The 16,542-nt window shown below is 62.2% G+C and carries 17 protein-coding genes; 13 read left to right on the top strand and 4 right to left on the bottom strand.

Annotated features, from left to right (window positions below):
• Nucleotides 1-431 precede the first annotated feature (431 nt).
• Nucleotides 432-1,784, bottom strand: a complete 1,353-nt coding sequence (locus tag HDE77_RS16600) for a dihydroorotase (RefSeq protein ID WP_184419031.1) — start codon at nt 1,782-1,784, stop codon at nt 432-434.
• Complete coding sequence (gene yidD, locus HDE77_RS16595; RefSeq protein ID WP_184419030.1) at nt 1,774-2,046, bottom strand: membrane protein insertion efficiency factor YidD; 273 nt, start codon at nt 2,044-2,046, stop codon at nt 1,774-1,776. Before yidD ends, HDE77_RS16600 begins: the two co-directional genes overlap by 11 nt.
• A 115-nt stretch (nt 2,047-2,161) precedes the next feature.
• Here yidD and dksA point away from each other — a divergent pair, with 115 nt between their 5' ends.
• From dksA to arsB, 4 genes are all read left to right on the top strand, one after another.
• Entirely contained in the window at nt 2,162-3,382 is a 1,221-nt protein-coding gene (dksA, locus tag HDE77_RS20595; protein ID WP_255482772.1) for an RNA polymerase-binding protein DksA, read from the top strand.
• Between the two features lie 99 nt (nt 3,383-3,481).
• Entirely contained in the window at nt 3,482-3,835 is a 354-nt protein-coding gene (locus HDE77_RS16585) for a metalloregulator ArsR/SmtB family transcription factor (RefSeq protein ID WP_184419029.1), read from the top strand.
• Complete coding sequence (locus tag HDE77_RS16580) at nt 3,832-4,377, top strand: arsenate reductase ArsC (RefSeq protein ID WP_184419028.1); 546 nt, start codon at nt 3,832-3,834, stop codon at nt 4,375-4,377. The genes HDE77_RS16585 and HDE77_RS16580 overlap by 4 nt, the downstream gene beginning before the upstream one ends.
• Nucleotides 4,367-5,449 (top strand): ACR3 family arsenite efflux transporter, encoded by a 1,083-nt coding sequence (arsB, locus tag HDE77_RS16575; RefSeq protein ID WP_184419027.1) that lies wholly within the window; start codon nt 4,367-4,369, stop codon nt 5,447-5,449. Before HDE77_RS16580 ends, arsB begins: the two co-directional genes overlap by 11 nt.
• Nucleotides 5,450-5,464: 15 nt before the next feature.
• Here arsB and HDE77_RS16570 read toward each other — a convergent pair whose 3' ends face one another.
• Nucleotides 5,465-5,896 (bottom strand): SufE family protein, encoded by a 432-nt coding sequence (locus HDE77_RS16570; protein ID WP_184419026.1) that lies wholly within the window; start codon nt 5,894-5,896, stop codon nt 5,465-5,467.
• Between the two features lie 118 nt (nt 5,897-6,014).
• Complete coding sequence (gene cysS / locus HDE77_RS16565) at nt 6,015-7,385, bottom strand: cysteine--tRNA ligase (protein WP_184419025.1); 1,371 nt, start codon at nt 7,383-7,385, stop codon at nt 6,015-6,017.
• Nucleotides 7,386-7,568: 183 nt separating this feature from the next.
• Here cysS and HDE77_RS16560 point away from each other — a divergent pair, with 183 nt between their 5' ends.
• The 9 genes from HDE77_RS16560 to argH all read left to right on the top strand — a co-directional run bounded on the left by HDE77_RS16560 (nt 7,569) and on the right by argH (nt 16,523).
• The gene (locus HDE77_RS16560) at nt 7,569-8,075 is read left to right on the top strand and encodes a glycine zipper 2TM domain-containing protein (RefSeq protein WP_184419024.1); all 507 of its coding nucleotides are present in this window, start codon (nt 7,569-7,571) and stop codon (nt 8,073-8,075) included.
• 346 nt (nt 8,076-8,421) lie between these two features.
• Nucleotides 8,422-9,429 carry an N-acetylornithine carbamoyltransferase gene (locus tag HDE77_RS16555; protein WP_184419023.1) on the top strand — a complete coding sequence of 336 codons (1,008 nt, stop codon included), beginning with the start codon at nt 8,422-8,424 and terminating at the stop codon, nt 9,427-9,429.
• Nucleotides 9,430-9,449: 20 nt separating this feature from the next.
• Nucleotides 9,450-10,076, top strand: a complete 627-nt coding sequence (locus tag HDE77_RS16550; protein WP_184419022.1) for an FMN-binding negative transcriptional regulator — start codon at nt 9,450-9,452, stop codon at nt 10,074-10,076.
• Complete coding sequence (locus HDE77_RS16545; RefSeq protein WP_184419021.1) at nt 10,073-10,552, top strand: OsmC family protein; 480 nt, start codon at nt 10,073-10,075, stop codon at nt 10,550-10,552. Before HDE77_RS16550 ends, HDE77_RS16545 begins: the two co-directional genes overlap by 4 nt.
• A gap of 40 nt (nt 10,553-10,592) precedes the next feature.
• Nucleotides 10,593-11,786, top strand: coding sequence for an argininosuccinate synthase (locus HDE77_RS16540; protein WP_184419020.1), 1,194 nt, complete (start codon nt 10,593-10,595; stop codon nt 11,784-11,786).
• On the top strand, nt 11,783-12,883 hold the full coding sequence (locus HDE77_RS16535; protein ID WP_184419019.1) for an acetylornithine deacetylase: 1,101 nt from the start codon (nt 11,783-11,785) through the stop codon (nt 12,881-12,883). Before HDE77_RS16540 ends, HDE77_RS16535 begins: the two co-directional genes overlap by 4 nt.
• A gap of 37 nt (nt 12,884-12,920) precedes the next feature.
• Nucleotides 12,921-14,186 carry an acetylglutamate kinase gene (locus HDE77_RS16530; protein ID WP_255482775.1) on the top strand — a complete coding sequence of 422 codons (1,266 nt, stop codon included), beginning with the start codon at nt 12,921-12,923 and terminating at the stop codon, nt 14,184-14,186.
• 5 nt (nt 14,187-14,191) lie between these two features.
• Nucleotides 14,192-15,148 (top strand): N-acetyl-gamma-glutamyl-phosphate reductase, encoded by a 957-nt coding sequence (argC, locus tag HDE77_RS16525; protein ID WP_184419017.1) that lies wholly within the window; start codon nt 14,192-14,194, stop codon nt 15,146-15,148.
• A 79-nt stretch (nt 15,149-15,227) separates the two neighbouring features.
• Nucleotides 15,228-16,523 (top strand): argininosuccinate lyase, encoded by a 1,296-nt coding sequence (gene argH / locus HDE77_RS16520; RefSeq protein ID WP_184419016.1) that lies wholly within the window; start codon nt 15,228-15,230, stop codon nt 16,521-16,523.
• Nucleotides 16,524-16,542 lie beyond the last annotated feature (19 nt).

Raw genomic sequence — 16,542 nt, 5'->3', positions numbered from 1 at the left:
AGGGCATGGAACGACACCTCGATCAGGCAATGAACTCCTGCCGAGGTGTAACCCATGTCTTGGCACGTCTGTTACCCGTGTCTCCGGTCTATACAGCGTGGCCAAGAGAAAAGTAACCAAAAGAGAAGGCCACCCCGCTTGGCGCTTGCTGGGCATGAAGGCCCAGCAAGTCCGTGAGGTGCTGCCGGGCTTTTCGACAGGACTCCTGTCCTGACGAAAAGGGATCGACATCCATGTCGATCCCCCTGCGGGCCTTTTCGTCCACACCTCACCGCCGCACAGGGGCCCCGAAGAGCGGCGAGCATCCTGCTCGCACTCGGGTGCGTCATCTGCGATGACGCAAAGCCGGTCGGCAGACTTCCCGTAATCCGTTTACGCGATTTGGTTGCTTCGCACGCAGGCGCGCAGCCCGAACATCATCGGGCCAGCCCTCACCGAGCAAACGTCAGCCGCTGCCCACGCACGCTTTCATCCACCTTCGAGCCATCCCATACGCGCTGCCCATTGACGAAAGTGCTGTGGATCGAGCTGTGGAATGTTTCGCCTTCGAATGGGGACCAGCCGCACTTGGACAGCACTTCGGCGCGGGTCACGGTGTGCGGCTTGTTCGGATCGACCAGAACCAGGTCGGCCGCGTAGCCTTCGCGCAGGTAACCGCGGTGCTCAACGTCGAACAGCGTGGCCGGGGCATGGGTGACGGATTCGACCGCACGCTCCAGCGTCAGCTTGCCTTCGAACACCCGCTGCAGCGCCGCCTGCAACGCAAACTGCACCAGCGGCAGGCCGGACGGGGCGTTGTCGTATTTCTGTGCCTTCTCTTCCAGCAGGTGCGGTGCGTGATCGGTGGCCAGCACGTCGATCCGGCCTTCGGCTAGCGCCTTGATGATGGCTTCGCGGTCGGCCGAGGTCTTGATCGCCGGGTTGCACTTGATCAGGAAGCCGAGTCGTTCGTAGTCGCGATCATCGAAGTGCAGGAAGTGCACGCAGGTTTCGGCGGTGATCCGTTTGCGCGAACCGTCTTGATGCACGATCGGACCCGGCTGAAACAGCGCCAGCTCGTCGGCGGTGGAGATGTGCAGCACGTGCAGGCGGGTGCCATGTTTCTGCGCCAGCGAGATCGCCAGCCGGGTCGACTTGATGCAGGCCTCGCGCGAGCGGATCAGCGGGTGCTCCCATGCGGGAATGTCGTCGCCGTACTTTTCGCGTGCCTTCGCATGCAGCGCGTCGATCATCGGGGTGTCTTCGCAATGCGTGATGATCGGGGTAGGGCAGTCGCGGAAGATGCCGTCGAGGGTTTCCGGGTTGTCCACCAGCATGTTGCCGGTGGAGGCGCCCATGAACACTTTCACGCCAGGCGCCGCCTTCGGGTCGAGTGCGCGGATCGCTTCCAGGTTGTCGTTGCTGGCGCCCATGTAATAGGCATAGTTCACCGCCGAGGTTTCCGCGGCGCGGGTGTACTTCGCCTCCAGCGTGTCGCGATCGAGCGCCGGCGGCCGGGTGTTCGGCATTTCCATGAAGCTGGTGATGCCACCGGCCGCGCAGGCGCGCGACTCATGCCAGGTATCGGCCTTGTGGGTCAAGCCGGGTTCGCGGAAATGCACCTGGTCGTCGATCATTCCCGGCAGCAACCACAGGCCGCTGGCGTCGATCACCTGCTCGCCGGGGCGCGCGTCAAGGTCGCCAGCAATGGTCTCGATGCGGCCATCCTTCACACGCAGGTCGGCGTGGAAACGACGGCCTTCGTTGACCAGTTCGGCGTTCTTGATCAGCCATTCAGTGGACATCGGGGGAATCTCCTGGGCAACGGCAAGGTGGATAATGGAATTGTTCGGGTACCGGGTCTTCACCACCGGTGCACAATGGCTGACAGCGTAGCAGCCGCCAACCTGCCAACAGGCTGCCGCGCCACGGACCGAAGCGTGTAACCGCAATCCGTGCATAATCTGAGCAGCTGGGATGGAAACGGCAGCTCGGTCCGAGCAACGGACTGAGCCAGCGCTTGTACAAACGGAGCAACCACAGTATCAATTTGGTCAAGACATTCACGTTGCCGGCACAGCTTGCGGCATGTAGTGGTACAAGTATTCCAGATGCGAGCTTGCTGGTGTAGGACACTTGGGCTATAACACCCGGCCGCCACGGCCAATAACGGTGAAGGGATATGGCGAAAACGACGCATGGTTCAACCGCCGCCAAGGCGCAAAAAGGCAAGACTTCGGCCAAGGCGCATGACGCCAAAGCCGGCAAATCGAGTTCGGCTGCCACAAAGGGGCGTAGTGTGAAGAGCACCACCAAGGCACCAACCAAGACTGCCCATGCTGCGGCCAAGCCTGCCAAGAAGGCTGCGACGAAGCCGGTGGCGGTGAAAAAGCCGGCGGCCAAGCCGGCAGCCAAGAAAGTCGTCACCAAACCCGTGTCCAAGAAAGCCTCCGCCGTGTCCAAGCCGCAACCGAAAAAAGCCAGTCCCGCCAAGAGGCCTGCAGCAAAGAAAGTGGTGGCAAAGAAAGCTGCCGCCAAGCCCAACAAGATTTCCGCCAAGAAGGTCCCGGCCCCCAAGGCTGTGGTCAAGCAATCCGCCGTGAAGAAGCCCATCGCAAAGAAAGTCGCTGAGAAGCCGGTGGCCAAAAAGGCCGCCGCACCGGTCAAGCAAGCTGCGAAACCAGCGGCCAAACCCGTCAGCAAACCCGCCCAACCGATCAAGGCTGCACCCGTCAAGCCGACCGCCAAGCCCGCACCGGTTCAGGCTGTACCAAAAAGCACATCCCCGGCACCCGCGACCAACCTTTTCAAAGGCAAGGTGGCGAGCGCCACTGCCATGGTGACACCGCGATCGGCCCCGGCCACCGCGCGTCATGCATCCTCCAACACACATCAGAAAAATTCGCCGTCCTCAATGAATAAATTGGCTACAAAAAAACTAGACAACGGGATTACTCGTGAAGATGGCCGCTACGCGCTGCCCTCCACCAGTACCATCACTCTGCCCAAGGGTTATCACCCCTCAAGTAATGAGGAGTACATGAACCCGCAGCATCTGGCCTATTTCCGCAACAAGCTTCGCGACTGGCGCGATCAGTTGGTGGAAGAGTCACGCCAGACCATGGACAACCTGCGCGACGAAGTGCGTGATGTGGGTGACGAGGCCGAGCGCGCGACGCGCGAAACCGAGAACTCGCTGGAACTGCGTACCCGCGATCGCTACCGCAAGCTGATCTCCAAGATCGACAAGGCGCTGCGCCGGATCGAGGAAGGCAGTTATGGCTTCTGCGAAGAGACCGACGAGGAAATTGGCGTCGAACGCCTCGATGCGCGTCCGATCGCCACGCTGTCGCTGGATGCGCAGGAGCGCCGCGAGCATCTGCAGAAGCAGATGGGCGACTGAGTCCCCGTATTTGTTATGGCAACGCAGAAGCCCCGCCTGTGCGGGGCTTCTGCGTTGCAGCTCCTTGCGTGGAACAAATATATCTGTAATTCTGGATATATGGATAATGAATCAGCCATTTTGGCGCTGGCAGCGCTCGCTCAAAGCACCAGGCTCGACACCTTTCGCCTGCTGGTCAGTCATGAACCGCAAGGTCTGCCCGCGGGCGACGTAGCGGCCGCGCTCGACATACCGCAGAACACCATGTCCACGCATCTGGCGGTACTGACGCGTGCCGGGCTGGCACGATCGGAAAGGCAGGGGCGCTCGATCATCTATCGCGCCGACTTGGCCTGTCTGAGCAGCCTGACTCTGTTTCTGGTCAAGGACTGTTGCGGCGGCAGCACCAACCTGTGCAAGCCATTGCTCGCGGAGCTGGCATCGTGCGCCCCATCGACCAAGGTGAAGTCATGACCGATCGCGTGTTCAACGTGCTGTTTCTGTGTACCGGTAATTCGGCCCGCTCGATCCTGGCCGAGAGCCTGCTCAACCAGATGGGCGATGGACGGTTTCGAGCGCATTCCGCCGGAAGCCATCCGAAGGGTGCGGTGCACCCGCTGGCGCTCGAAACCCTGCGCGGCCTCGATTTTCTCATCGATGGTCTGCGCTCGAAGAGCTGGGATGAGTTCGAGTCGGCGGATGCGCCAACCATGGATTTCATCTTCACCGTCTGCGACAACGCGGCGGGAGAAGCCTGCCCCCTATGGCTCGGCCATCCGGTGACGGCACACTGGGGCATCGAGGATCCTGCTGCAGTCGAAGGCTCGGAGCTTGAGCAGAAGACCGCTTTTGTAGCGGCGTGCGGTTATCTGCACAACCGCATCAGCGCGTTCGTCGCATTGCCGATACACCGGCTTGAACCTGCGGCGTTGAAGTCGGCGTTGCAGGCCATCGGAACCATTGAAGGGGCCTCCAGTGTCCCAGTCACGATGGGAGCAGCTTCCCATGGCGGCTGAACCGGCGGCGCGTTTGCGTCTTTCGTTTCTCGACCGCTGGCTCACGCTGTGGATCTTCGCGGCGATGTTGCTTGGCGTCGTACTCGGTACCGTATTCAAGGGTCTGCCCGCTGCGCTGGATCGGTTGAGCATCGGCAGCACCAACCTGCCGATCGCGATTGGCCTGGTACTGATGATGTATCCGCCACTGGCCAAAGTGCGCTACGAAGCCTTGCCACAAGTATTCCGCGACCGCCGCCTGCTGTGGCTGTCGCTGCTGCAGAACTGGCTGATCGGGCCGTTGCTGATGTTTGGTCTGGCGGTGCTGTTTCTGCATGACCGTCCCGAATACATGACCGGGGTGATCCTGATCGGGCTGGCGCGCTGCATAGCGATGGTACTGGTGTGGAATCAGCTGGCTGGCGGCGACAACCAGTATGCCGCCGGGCTGGTGGCTTTCAACGCGATCTTCCAGCTGCTCACGTTCGGCGCGTATGCGTGGTTTTTCCTCAGCGCGCTGCCGCCCCTGTTCGGGCTGGCCGGACAAGTGGTGCGCGTGGAGTTCACCACGATTGCCGGCGCGGTTTTAATCTACCTGGGTATTCCGTTTGCGGCCGGCTGGCTCGGGCGCCGCTTGCTGGTGCGCGCGAAGGGCGAGCGCTGGTATGCCGAGCGCTTCCTGCCGCGGATCGGGCCGATCACGCTGATCGCGTTGTTGCTCACCATCGTCGCGATGTTCAGCCTCAAGGGCGGTGAGTTGCTGCAGCTGCCCATGGATGCGTTGCGCGTGGCGTTGCCGCTGACCATCTATTTCTTCGTGATGTTCGGCGTCAGCTTCGCCATGGCGCGCTGGGTGGGTGCGAACTATCCACGCACCACCGCGGTGGCGTTCACGGCGGCCGGCAACAATTTCGAGCTGGCGATTGCAGTAGCGATCGCGGCGTTCGGATTGGCTTCCAAAGTTGCGTTCGCCGCAGTGATCGGACCGCTGGTCGAGGTGCCGGTGCTGTTGCTGCTGGTGCATGTGGCGCGGCGCATGCAGGAAGGATTTCCGGTCGCCGATGTGGAGGTGCTGAAGGCTGGCGCAGGATGACGGACGCAGCGATGGTCAGGCCAGCGCCTGTGCCGCATAGGCCTTCAGCTTTGCCAGCATGGCGGCGAGTCCGTTGGAGCGAGTCGGCGACAGGTGCTTGGCCAGCCCGATGGTGGCGATGAACTGCGGCTCGGTGTCGACGATTTCCTGAGCGGGGCGATCGGAGTACACCCGCAAGACCAGGGCGATCAGGCCGGACACGATCGCCGAATCGCTGATCGCCTCGAAATGCATGCTCGCCGCATCGCCGCTGGGCACCAGCCAGACCATCGACTGGCAACCGTGCACGCGGTATTCCTCGGTCTTCCATTGTTCGGGGAACGACGGCAACTGCTTGCCCAGATCGATCAGGTACTGGTAACGCTCGGTCCAGTCGCCGAAGAACGCGAACTCCTCGGCGATTTCCTGTTGCGCCTGCGCGGCGCTGGTAGTGGCAATCGTGTTCATGTGGGCATTATCGCGCAGAGCGACGGCGAAGATGTTGTTGTAGGAGCGCACCCTGTGCGCGATGCCCTGCCGATGGTGGAAAAAGGGCATCGCGCACAGGGTGCGCTTCTACACACAATCACTGCTTCAGCACGCTCCAGCGGGTGCCCTGGGCGCCATCCTCGATGGCGATGCCCAAGGCGGTGAGCTCGACGCGGATCGCATCGGCGCGCGCGAAATCGCGGGCGGCGCGGGCGGCGCGGCGTTGCTGTAGCAGATCTTCGACGTGTGCCTCGTCAACGCTGCTCTCACCGCGCTTGAGCCAGGCTTCCGGCTGCTGTTGCAACAGGCCAAGCAACATGCCGCCGCCGAGCAGGGCGGCCTTGGCTTCAGCGCTGCCGCTGTGGCGTGCCTGATCGGCCAGCTGCGACAGCTCGGCCAGTGCCTGCGGTGTATTGAGGTCGTCGCACAACGCCGCTTCCACCCGCGCGGGCACCGGTAACGCGCCCTCCGGCATGGCTACTTCCGCCAGGTCGCGCAGTACGCGATACCAGCCGTCGAGCGTGCTGATCGCCTGTGTGATGGCGCCTTCGGACCAGTCCAGCGGTTGCCGGTAGTGACCGCGCAGCAGCAGCAGGCGCAGTGCTTCGGGCGGATGCAGCTTCAGCAGCTCGTGCACCAGTAGTACGTTGCCGAGCGACTTGGACATTTTGCGCCCGTCGAAGGTCAGCATGCCGTTGTGCATCCACCAGCGCGCGAACACCTTGCCGCCATGTGCGCAGGTGGACTGGGCGATCTCGTTCTCATGATGGGGAAACAGCAGGTCGATACCACCGGCATGGATGTCGATGGTATCGCCCAGATGCGCCGCGCTCATCGCCGAGCATTCGATATGCCAGCCTGGCCGGCCGCGGCCCCATGGGCTGGCCCAACCGGGCAGTTCGGGCGTGGAGGGTTTCCACAGCACGAAGTCGGTGGGGTTTTTCTTGTACGGCGCCACTTCGACCCGCGAGCCGGCGATCAGCTCCTCGGTGTCGCGACCGGACAAGTTGCCATAGTCCGGATAGGAACCCACGTCGAACAGCACATGATCAGCTGCCGCATAGGCATGCCCGCCGGCGATCAGGTTTTCGATCATCGTGATGATCTGTCCGATATGCGCCGTCGCGTGCGGCTCGAGGTCGGGTGGCGCGATGCCGAGGCCGGCCATGTCCTCGCGATAGGCCTGGGCGAACTTTCCGGTGATCTTGCCGATCTCGACACCTTGTTCCAGCGCGGCGGTATTGATCTTGTCGTCCACGTCGGTGATGTTGCGGGCGTAGACCACGTTCGGATAATGCCGACGCAGCAGCCGCGCCAGTACGTCGAATACCACCGGACCACGCGCATTGCCGATATGCACGTAGTTGTAGACGGTCGGGCCGCACAGATACATCGTCACCCGGTCCGGATCGAGCGGTGTGAATGGTTCAATGCGGCGGGACAGGCTGTTGTAGAGCGAAATCGACATCGGTGAGGAAATCCGGGGCGGTGGGCGGCACCCTTTCAGGGTGCGAAACAGCAGATCATATTAACAACGTGTAAGCGGCAAGGTTGCGTAATGTTAATTCTAAGCCTGTATTCAGCCTGAATTTGATGCAATGACACGAGTAAGTGCACTTGTGCGCTCAATGTTCCCCCATCGGAGGTCGCAATGACCAAGATCAAGAAATTTCTTTCAGTGCTGGCGCTGCTTTTGACGGTCACCAGCGCTTTTGCGCAGGGCGGGCCGGTTCAGTCCGGTGACGGCAGCGCTCATTACGGCTGGGCCGATGTGCTGCGCGTAGACCCGGTCTACGGCGCCACGCAACAGTGTCAGAACCAGACCGTGGTCACGCAGAACCCGGCAAACACGACGGGCGGCACCATTCTGGGCGCTGTGGTGGGTGGTGTGCTCGGCAGCACCATTGGTCGCGGCAATGGTCGCGTGGCGGCGACGGCGGTGGGTGCGGTGGCCGGTGGTGCCGTAGGCAACCAGGTGGCCGCCAATAACGCGGGCCAGACCGTACAGACGGTGACCAATTGCGGTCCAGGGCAGCAGCGCCAGATCATGGGTTACGACGTGCAGTACCGTTATCGCGGCGAAGTGTACGAGTCGCGCCTCGGCTACGATCCGGGCGAACGCCTGCGGGTCCTGGTCAACGTGGCTCCGGCCGAATGAAAACAGCCGCCGCCTCCGGGCGGCGGCGTTGCGATGGGCGTCCTGCATCTGAACGGTACGGGGCGCCCATTTTTTTGTTGCGCAGCAGCGAAATTGCCGGCATGATGCCAGCCTTGCTTACCGGAATCCTCATGTCCACAGCCGTCTATACCGCCAACGTACTTACCAGCGCCCGCGCGGCTGCTGGGATGACGTCGCGTGCGCGTCGACCGTTGTATGGACATTCGGCCGGGTAGGCTGTCGCACGCGTTTCATGTGTATCGACGATAAAACCCGGCCTTTGCGCCGGGTTTTTTGTTTTGGATTTTTGATTTTTTGCGCGGCCGCCGCCGCAGGGAATTGATCGATGACCATTCGCCATTTCATCACCACCCAGGACTACAGCCGCGCCGAGATCGACGCGCTGCTGCTGCAGGCCGCCGAATTCAAGCGTTCGCCGCGCGGCCAACAGCTGGCCGGCAAGTCAGTCGCGTTGCTGTTCTTCAATCCGTCGATGCGCACACGCACCAGCTTCGAGCTTGGTGCGTTTCATCTCGGCGGCCACGCGGTGGTGCTGGCGCCGGGCAAGGACGCATGGCCGATCGAGTTCGAGGTAGGCAGCGTGATGGACGGCGATACCGAAGAGCACATCGCCGAAGTGGCGCGAGTGCTCTCGCGCTACGTCGATCTGATCTGCGTGCGCGCGTTCCCGAAGTTCCAGGACTGGGCAGTGGATCGCGAGGACAAGGTGATCAAGGCGTTTGCGCAGTACGCCACGGTGCCGGTGATCAATATGGAGACGATCACCCACCCCTGTCAGGAGCTGGCTCACGCCATGGCGATGAAGGAGCACCTGGGCGATCTGCAGAACCGCAAGTACGTGCTCACCTGGACCTATCACCCGAAGCCGTTGAACACCGCGGTGGCGAACTCCGCACTGTTGATCGCGACCAAGCTGGGGATGGATGTGACCCTGCTATGCCCCACGCCAGACTACGTGCTGGACGAGCGCTACATGGCGTTCGGCTATCAGAACGCGAAGGAAAACGGCGGCTCGCTCAAGGTCAGCCACGACATCCGCGAGGCCTACACGGGCGCTGACGTGATCTACGCCAAGAGCTGGGGCGCGCTGCCGTACTTCGGCCGTTGGGAGCAGGAGAAGCCGATCCGCGAGGCGAACAAGCACTTCATCGTCGACGAGGAGAAGATGGCGCTGACCAACAACGGTCTGTTCAGCCATTGCCTGCCGCTGCGCCGGAACATCAAGGCCACCGATGCGGTGATGGATTCGCCGGCCTGCATCGCCATCGACGAGGCTGAAAACCGCCTGCACGTGCAGAAGGCGGTGATGGCATCGTTGATCAACGGCCGCTGAGAAAACTCAAGGAAAGGTCCATGTACACGCCAAGCTACTTCAATGAAACGCGTGCTGACGTCCTGCACAGCTTGATCCGCGACTATCCGTTCGCCACGGTGGTGATCGACACGGATGCCGGGCTGGTAGCCAACCATTTACCGTTCGAACTGATCGGCGACGACGTATTGCATGGGCACGTCGCACGGGGTAACGAATTGCGGCAGGCCGATGGTGCCGACGTGCTGGTGATTTTCCGCGGACCGGATGGCTATATCAGTCCGAACTGGTACCCGAGCAAGCACGAGACGGGTCGCGAAGTACCGACGTGGAACTATGCCGTGGTGCATGTGCATGGCCGCTTGCGCGTGATCGAGGACGCGGTGTGGCTGCGCACGCTGCTGGAGCGGTTGACCGATCGACATGAGGCAGGGCTGCCATCACCGTGGAAGGTGTCGGATGCGCCGGCCGATCATATCGAGAAGGCTTTGCATGGCATCGTCGGATTGGAGATCGACATCGAGCGCATCGAAGGCAAGTTCAAGTTGAACCAGAACCACCCCAAGGCGAATCGCATGGGGGTGATCAACGGCCTGCGGCAGCGTGATGCTGATGGCGACGCGGAGCTGGCCGACCTTATGTCTCTACAAGAGGATTCCAACGCATGAGTAAGGGGCATCAGCATCACTACCGTGTCGACGTAAGGTGGACGGGCAACCACGGAACCGGCACGCAGACCTATCAAGGCTACGGGCGCGAGCACGAGATTCGCGTGGAGGGCAAGCCGATGTTGGCCGGTTCGTCCGACCCTGCCTTTCGAGGTGACTCCACCAAGCACAATCCCGAAGACATGCTGGTGGCGGCGCTGTCCACCTGTCACATGCTGTCGTATCTGCATGTGGCCGCCACGGCTGGCATCGTCGTCACGGCGTATTCCGATGCAGCCGAAGGCACGATGCAAACCGATGCGCACGGTGGCCACTTTGTCGAGGTGGTGCTACGTCCGCAGGTCACCATCAGCGCCGCCAGTGATGTCGCCAAGGCCGAGGCCGCGCACGAAGCTGCCCACCACGGATGCTTCATCGCCAATTCCGTGAATTTCCCGGTGCGTTGCGAGCCGCGCACCGTAGTCGCATCCACTTGATCTTCTCCCTCTCAGTTTTCTCTTTCAGGATCCGCAAGTCATGAGCAAAGACATCGTCCTCGCTTTCTCCGGTGGTCTCGATACCAGTTTCTGCGTGCCGTATCTGCAGGAGCGCGGCTGGGCCGTGCATACCGTGTTCGCCGATACCGGCGGCGTGGATGCCGAGGAGCGCGCGTTCATCGAGCACCGCGCGGCTGAGCTGGGCGTTGCCTCGCACGTCACCGTCGATGGCGGCCCGGCAATCTGGGAAGGCTTTGTCAAACCCTTCGTGCAGGCTGGCGAGTGCTATCAGGGCCAGTATCCGTTGCTGGTATCCGATCGCTACCTGATTGTCGAAGCTGCGTTGAAGCGCGCCAACGAATTGGGCACGAAAGCGATCGCGCATGGCTGCACCGGCATGGGCAACGACCAGGTGCGTTTTGACCTGACGGTGAAGGCGCTCGGCGACTACGAAATCGTGGCGCCGATCCGCGAGATCCAGAAAGAGCACACGCAGACGCGTGCGTATGAGCAGGCCTATCTGGAACAGCGTGGCTTCGGCGTGCGCGCGAAGCAGCAGGCGTACACGATCAACGAGAACCTGCTTGGCCTGACCATGTCCGGCGGTGAGATCGATCGCTGGCAGGCGCCAGGCGAGGGTGCGGTGGGCTGGTGCAAGCCGCGTTCCGAATGGCCGTCCAAACCGCTGCGCGTCAAGATCGGCTTCGTCAAGGGTGAAGCCGTGACGCTCGACGGTGAGAAGATCGCCGGGCATAAGCTGCTGGCGACATTGAACGGCCTGTTCGCGCAGTACGGCGTCGGTCGCGGCGTCTATACCGGCGACACCACGATCGGTTTGAAGGGCCGCATCATCTTCGAGGCGCCGGGCCTGACCGCGTTGCTGACCGCACATCGTGCGTTGGAAGAGGCGGTGTTGTCCAAGCAGCAGAACCGCTTCAAGCCCGAGGTGGCACGCAAGTGGGTGGAGCTGGTCTACGAGGGTTTCTTCCACGATCCACTGAAGACCGATCTGGAAGCGTTCCTCGCGTCGAGCCAGTCCACTGTCAATGGCGAAGTGGTGCTGGAGACGAACGGTGGTGTGGTCAGCGCGGTGGCGATCGAATCCAGGCACATCCTCAACGCCAAAGGCGCAACCTACGCGCAGTCGGCCGACTGGGGTGTGGAGGAGGCCGAAGGCTTCATCAAGCTGTTCGGCATGAGCAGCACGCTATGGGCCGAGGTCAACCGCGGATGAGCACGCTGCTCGATGCCACGCTTGAGCATTTGAAAGCGCTGGTCGCATTCGATACGCGCAATCCGCCGCGTGCGATCGGCACCGGCGGCATGTTCGATTACGTGCGCGCCCAATTGCCAGGGTTCGATGTGCAAGTGACCGACTACGGCGCAGGCGCGGTGACCTTGCACGCGGTGCGCGGTCAACCGCGCTACCTGTTCAACGTGCATATGGATACGGTGCCCGACTCACCGCACTGGAGTGCGAGTCCGCACGAACTTCGAGTCACGTCGGATCGTGCGATCGGTCTCGGCGCCTGCGATATCAAGGGCGCGGCGGCGGCATTGCTGGCAGTGGCGAATGCCACCGACGGTCCGTTGGCGTTGCTGCTGTCCACCGATGAAGAAGCGAACGATGCGCGTTGCATCGCTGGCTTCCTCAGCACGCCACATGACTACGACGCGGTGATTGTGGCCGAGCCGACGAAGGCGGAAGCCGTGCTGGCGCATCGTGGCATCCAGTCGGTGCTGATGCGCTTTGCCGGCCACGCCGGGCATGCCTCGGGCGAACAGAAGCCGAGCGACAGCGCGCTGCACCAGACCGTGCGTTGGGGCGATGCCGCCCTGAACTTCGTGGCTGCGCAATCGCATGAGCGCTTCGGCGGTCTCACCGGTCTGCGCTTCAACATCGGGCGCATCGAAGGTGGCATCAAGGCGAACATGATCGCGCCGACGGCGGAAGTGCGTTTCGGCTTCCGACCGCTGCCAACGATGGATCCGGATCAGCTGCTGCAGCTTTTCCAGACTTTGGTCGAGCCGCAACCCGTGGAATTCACCGAGACCTTTCGTGGTGCCTCGTTGCCGGCCGGCGACACTGCGCGGGCGGAGGAGCGCCGCCTGGCCGCTCGCGATATCGCTGACGAACTGGAGCTACCGATCGGCAACGCAGTGGACTTCTGGACCGAGGCGGCGCTTTTCTCATCCGCTGGCTACACCGCGTTCGTCTATGGCCCTGGCGACATCGCGCAGGCGCACAGCGCGGACGAATGGGTCGCGCTCGATCAGTTGCAGCAATACGCACAAACCATCTACCGGATCGTGAATAGTGGAAACGCATAAGCACACAAGAAAAACCATCGTGCGCCTGCTCTCGAGCATGGGCAGTGCGAAGGAAATCCAGCAATACCTCAAGCGCTTCTCGCAGATCGATGCGAAGCGCTTCGCCGTGGTCAAGGTCGGTGGCGCGGTGCTGCGCGACGAACTCGCCGATCTCACTTCGTCGCTGACGTTTCTGCAGCAGGTCGGCCTCACGCCCATAGTGCTGCATGGCGCTGGCCCGCAACTGGATGAGGAACTGTCCGCCGCCGGCATCGAGAAGCAGACAGTCAACGGATTGCGCGTTACCTCGCCACAGGCGCTGGCGATCTTGCGCAAGGTATTCCAGCAGCAGAACCTCAAGCTGGTGGAAGCGCTGCAGACGATGGATACACGCGCCACCTCGGTGCCGTCGGGTGTCTTTACGTCCAGCTATCTCGATCGCGATACCTACGGTCTGGTCGGCAAGGTGCAGAGCATCAACCTGGCGCCGATCGAGGCCAGTCTGCGCGCCGGTTCGATCCCGGTGATCGCCAGCCTGGGCGAGACCGAGGAAGGGCAGATCCTCAACATCAACGCAGACTTTGCTGCGAACGAACTGGTGCGCGTGCTGCAGCCGTACAAGATCGTGTTCCTCACCGGCACCGGCGGGCTGCTTGATGGCGAAGGCCAGCTGATCGACTCGATCAACCTGTCGACCGAGTACGAACACCTGATGGCGCAGCCGTGGCTCAACGGCGGCATGCGGTTGAAGCTCGAACAGATCGCCGACCTGCTGGCGAACTTGCCGCTCACCTCATCGGTGTCGATTACACGGCCGTCCGAACTGGCCAAGGAATTGTTCACCCACAAGGGTTCGGGCACGCTGGTACGGCGCGGGGAGAAGGTGCTGACGTTCAACTCGTGGGATGGCATCGACCTAGTGCGGATGCGCACGCTGATCGAATCCAGCTTTGGCCGCACGCTGGTCGCTGATTACTTCGAGCGCACCCAGCCGCGGCATGTCTACGTCAGCGAAAACTATCGTGCCGCGATGATCCTCACTGAGGAAGACGGGCTTGCCTATCTGGACAAGTTCGCCGTGCTCGACGACGCGCAAGGTGAAGGTCTCGGTCGCGCCGTGTGGCTGGTGATGCGCGAGCAGAACCCTCAGCTGTTCTGGCGCTCGCGTGCCGGCAACCCGGTCAATCCGTTCTACGACGCCGAGTGCGACGGCAGCCTCAAGCAACCGCGCTGGAAAGTGTACTGGTACGGCATGGACGGCTTCGACACGATCGCCCGCTGCGTGGCGCATTGCGCCACACGACAACCGACGCTGGTGGATTGAACGTCATGAACACTTTGAAAAAGACTATCGGCATTGTCGGCGCGCGTGGTCATACCGGCGCCGAGCTGATCCGCTTGATTGCCAGGCATCCAGCGCTGGAACTGGTGTTTGTTTCCTCGCGGGAACTGGACGGCCAACGCGTCGATGCGCATGTCGCCGAATACCGTGGCGAACTGCGCTACAGCTCGCCGGCACACGAAGAGCTGCCGAGCCTGGGCGCTGATGTGGTGATCCTGGCGTTGCCGAACGGCAAGGCGGCAGTCTGCGTCGCGGCATTCGATGCAGCTGGGGTCGACCCGCTGATCGTCGACCTTTCTGCCGATTATCGTTTCGACCCGAACTGGTATTACGGCCTGCCGGAACTGACCCGCGAAAAGTGGCATGGCCAGAAGCGCATCAGCAATCCAGGTTGCTATGCCACCGCGATCCAGCTCTCGATCGCGCCGCTGAAAGATTTGCTGGCCGCGCCTCCGGTATGCTTCGGCGTGTCGGGTTATTCCGGCGCCGGCACCTCGCCGTCGGACAAGAACGATCCGGACAAGCTGCGCGACAACCTGATGCCATACGCGCTGACCGGCCATATGCACGAGAAGGAAGCTTCGTTCCGGCTTGGCGTGCCAGTGGAGTTCATGCCGCATGTGGCGCCGCATTTTCGCGGACTTACCGTCACCACCAATCTCTATCTCTCGCGCCCGCTGAAACGCGAAGAAGTGCTGCAGCGTTTCCAACATGCCTACGCGGGCGAGAAGCTGGTGTCCGTGGTGGACGAGGCGCCATGGGTCAGCCGCATTGCCCACAAGCATCACGTCGAAATCGGAGGCTTCGCACTGTCGGCCGACGGCAAGCGCGTGGTGGTGGTGGCAACGCTGGACAACCTGCTGAAGGGCGCGGCAACGCAAGCCATGCAGAACATCAATCGTGCGATCGGTGTGGACGAATACACCGCCATTCCGTTGCTGTAGGAGCGCACCTTGTGCGCGAAAGATCCACCGAGTCGTTACGCTTTTCGCGCACAGGGTGCGCTCCTACGAGGACAACCATATGACGCAGCCCCTCTGGCAAAAATCCGGCATCCAGATCGACGCGAAGATCATGAAGTTTCTCGCCGGCGACGACGTGCTGCTGGATCGCGAATTCTTCCTGCACGACATCACCGCCAGCAAGGCGCATGTCGAAGGTTTGGCGAATATCGGCGTCGTTAGCGCCGACGAGGCCGTCGCGTTGAAGCGCGAGCTGGACGCGCTTGCAGCGGACTTCAGTGCGGGCGCCTTCGTGCTGGACGAGCGTTACGAGGATGGTCATTCGGCAATCGAAGCACGACTCACCGAGCGTCTCGGCGACGCCGGTCGCCGCGTGCACACGGGACGTAGCCGCAACGATCAGATCCTGGTCGCCACCCGGCTGTGGCTGAAGGACCGACTTGCCGTGCTCGAACTGCATTGCCGTGAGATCGCGAAGGTATGCCTCGAGCGTGCTGCGCAGCCAGCCTTGCCGCTGCCGGGTTATACCCATCTTCAACGCGCGGTGGTGTCGTCCACGGCGATGTGGTTTGCCGGCTTTGCGGAGGGCTTCATCGACAACGCGCGGCGTGCGCGACAGACTGCCGAATGGATCGACGCAAATCCACTGGGCACGGCGGCTGGCTATGGCGTTAACCTCAAGCTCGATCGCGAACACACCACGAAAGCACTCGGCTTTGCCCGCATGCAGGTCAGCCCGATCTACGCGCAGCTGTCGCGAGGCAAGTTCGAGATGGCGGTGCTCGAGGCAATCGCCAGTGCGCTGCTCGACCTGCGGCGGCTAGCCTGGGATCTGTCGCTGTTCACCACGGCGGAATTCAATTTCGTGAAGCTTCCGGATGAATACACCACCGGCAGCTCGATCATGCCGAACAAGCGCAACCCGGACGTGGTGGAACTGTTGCGCGCCAGCTATGCCAGCGTCGCCGCGGCGCGCACCGAAATCGAGCAACTGCTATCCCTGCCGTCCGGCTACCAGCGTGACTTGCAGTTCTCCAAAGGCTCGCTGTTCCACGGCTGCCGGCACGGCCTGGCCGCGTTGGAACTGGTGCCGGATCTGCTCGCGCGCATGCAGTGGAATGAGGCATCGATGCGTGCATCGATCGATCCGGCGATGTACGCCACCGACGTGGCGATCGAGCAAGCTGCCGCTGGGGTCCCGTTCCGCGATGCCTATCGCGCGGCGGCGGAAACGGCGAGCTCCGCCGGGCACGGGCGCACACCAGAGAGCAGCCTCGCTGCGCGGGTGTCGCCCGGTGCGGGCCATGATTTGCGGTTGGACGTACTGCAGGAACGACTTGATCTCTTGGACGGCTGATTGATCTTCTGAAGACGGG

Source organism: Rhodanobacter sp. MP7CTX1 (assembly GCF_014205795.1).
Classification (GTDB): Bacteria; Pseudomonadota; Gammaproteobacteria; order Xanthomonadales; family Rhodanobacteraceae; genus Rhodanobacter.
This window is presented reverse-complemented; position numbering and strand designations above follow the sequence as displayed.

Bases quoted from the DNA above. Each gene is read 5' to 3' on its own strand.
- HDE77_RS16600 (WP_184419031.1), bottom strand. From the start codon at position 1,784: ATGTCCACTGAATGGCTGATCAAGAACGCCGAACTGGTCAACGAAGGC.
- dksA (WP_255482772.1), top strand. From the start codon at position 2,162: ATGGCGAAAACGACGCATGGTTCAACCGCCGCCAAGGCGCAAAAAGGC.
- HDE77_RS16585 (WP_184419029.1), top strand. From the start codon at position 3,482: ATGGATAATGAATCAGCCATTTTGGCGCTGGCAGCGCTCGCTCAAAGC.
- HDE77_RS16580 (WP_184419028.1), top strand. From the start codon at position 3,832: ATGACCGATCGCGTGTTCAACGTGCTGTTTCTGTGTACCGGTAATTCG.
- arsB (WP_184419027.1), top strand. From the start codon at position 4,367: ATGGCGGCTGAACCGGCGGCGCGTTTGCGTCTTTCGTTTCTCGACCGC.
- HDE77_RS16570 (WP_184419026.1), bottom strand. From the start codon at position 5,896: ATGAACACGATTGCCACTACCAGCGCCGCGCAGGCGCAACAGGAAATC.
- cysS (WP_184419025.1), bottom strand. From the start codon at position 7,385: ATGTCGATTTCGCTCTACAACAGCCTGTCCCGCCGCATTGAACCATTC.
- HDE77_RS16560 (WP_184419024.1), top strand. From the start codon at position 7,569: ATGACCAAGATCAAGAAATTTCTTTCAGTGCTGGCGCTGCTTTTGACG.
- HDE77_RS16555 (WP_184419023.1), top strand. From the start codon at position 8,422: ATGACCATTCGCCATTTCATCACCACCCAGGACTACAGCCGCGCCGAG.
- HDE77_RS16550 (WP_184419022.1), top strand. From the start codon at position 9,450: ATGTACACGCCAAGCTACTTCAATGAAACGCGTGCTGACGTCCTGCAC.
- HDE77_RS16545 (WP_184419021.1), top strand. From the start codon at position 10,073: ATGAGTAAGGGGCATCAGCATCACTACCGTGTCGACGTAAGGTGGACG.
- HDE77_RS16540 (WP_184419020.1), top strand. From the start codon at position 10,593: ATGAGCAAAGACATCGTCCTCGCTTTCTCCGGTGGTCTCGATACCAGT.
- HDE77_RS16535 (WP_184419019.1), top strand. From the start codon at position 11,783: ATGAGCACGCTGCTCGATGCCACGCTTGAGCATTTGAAAGCGCTGGTC.
- HDE77_RS16530 (WP_255482775.1), top strand. From the start codon at position 12,921: ATGGGCAGTGCGAAGGAAATCCAGCAATACCTCAAGCGCTTCTCGCAG.
- argC (WP_184419017.1), top strand. From the start codon at position 14,192: ATGAACACTTTGAAAAAGACTATCGGCATTGTCGGCGCGCGTGGTCAT.
- argH (WP_184419016.1), top strand. From the start codon at position 15,228: ATGACGCAGCCCCTCTGGCAAAAATCCGGCATCCAGATCGACGCGAAG.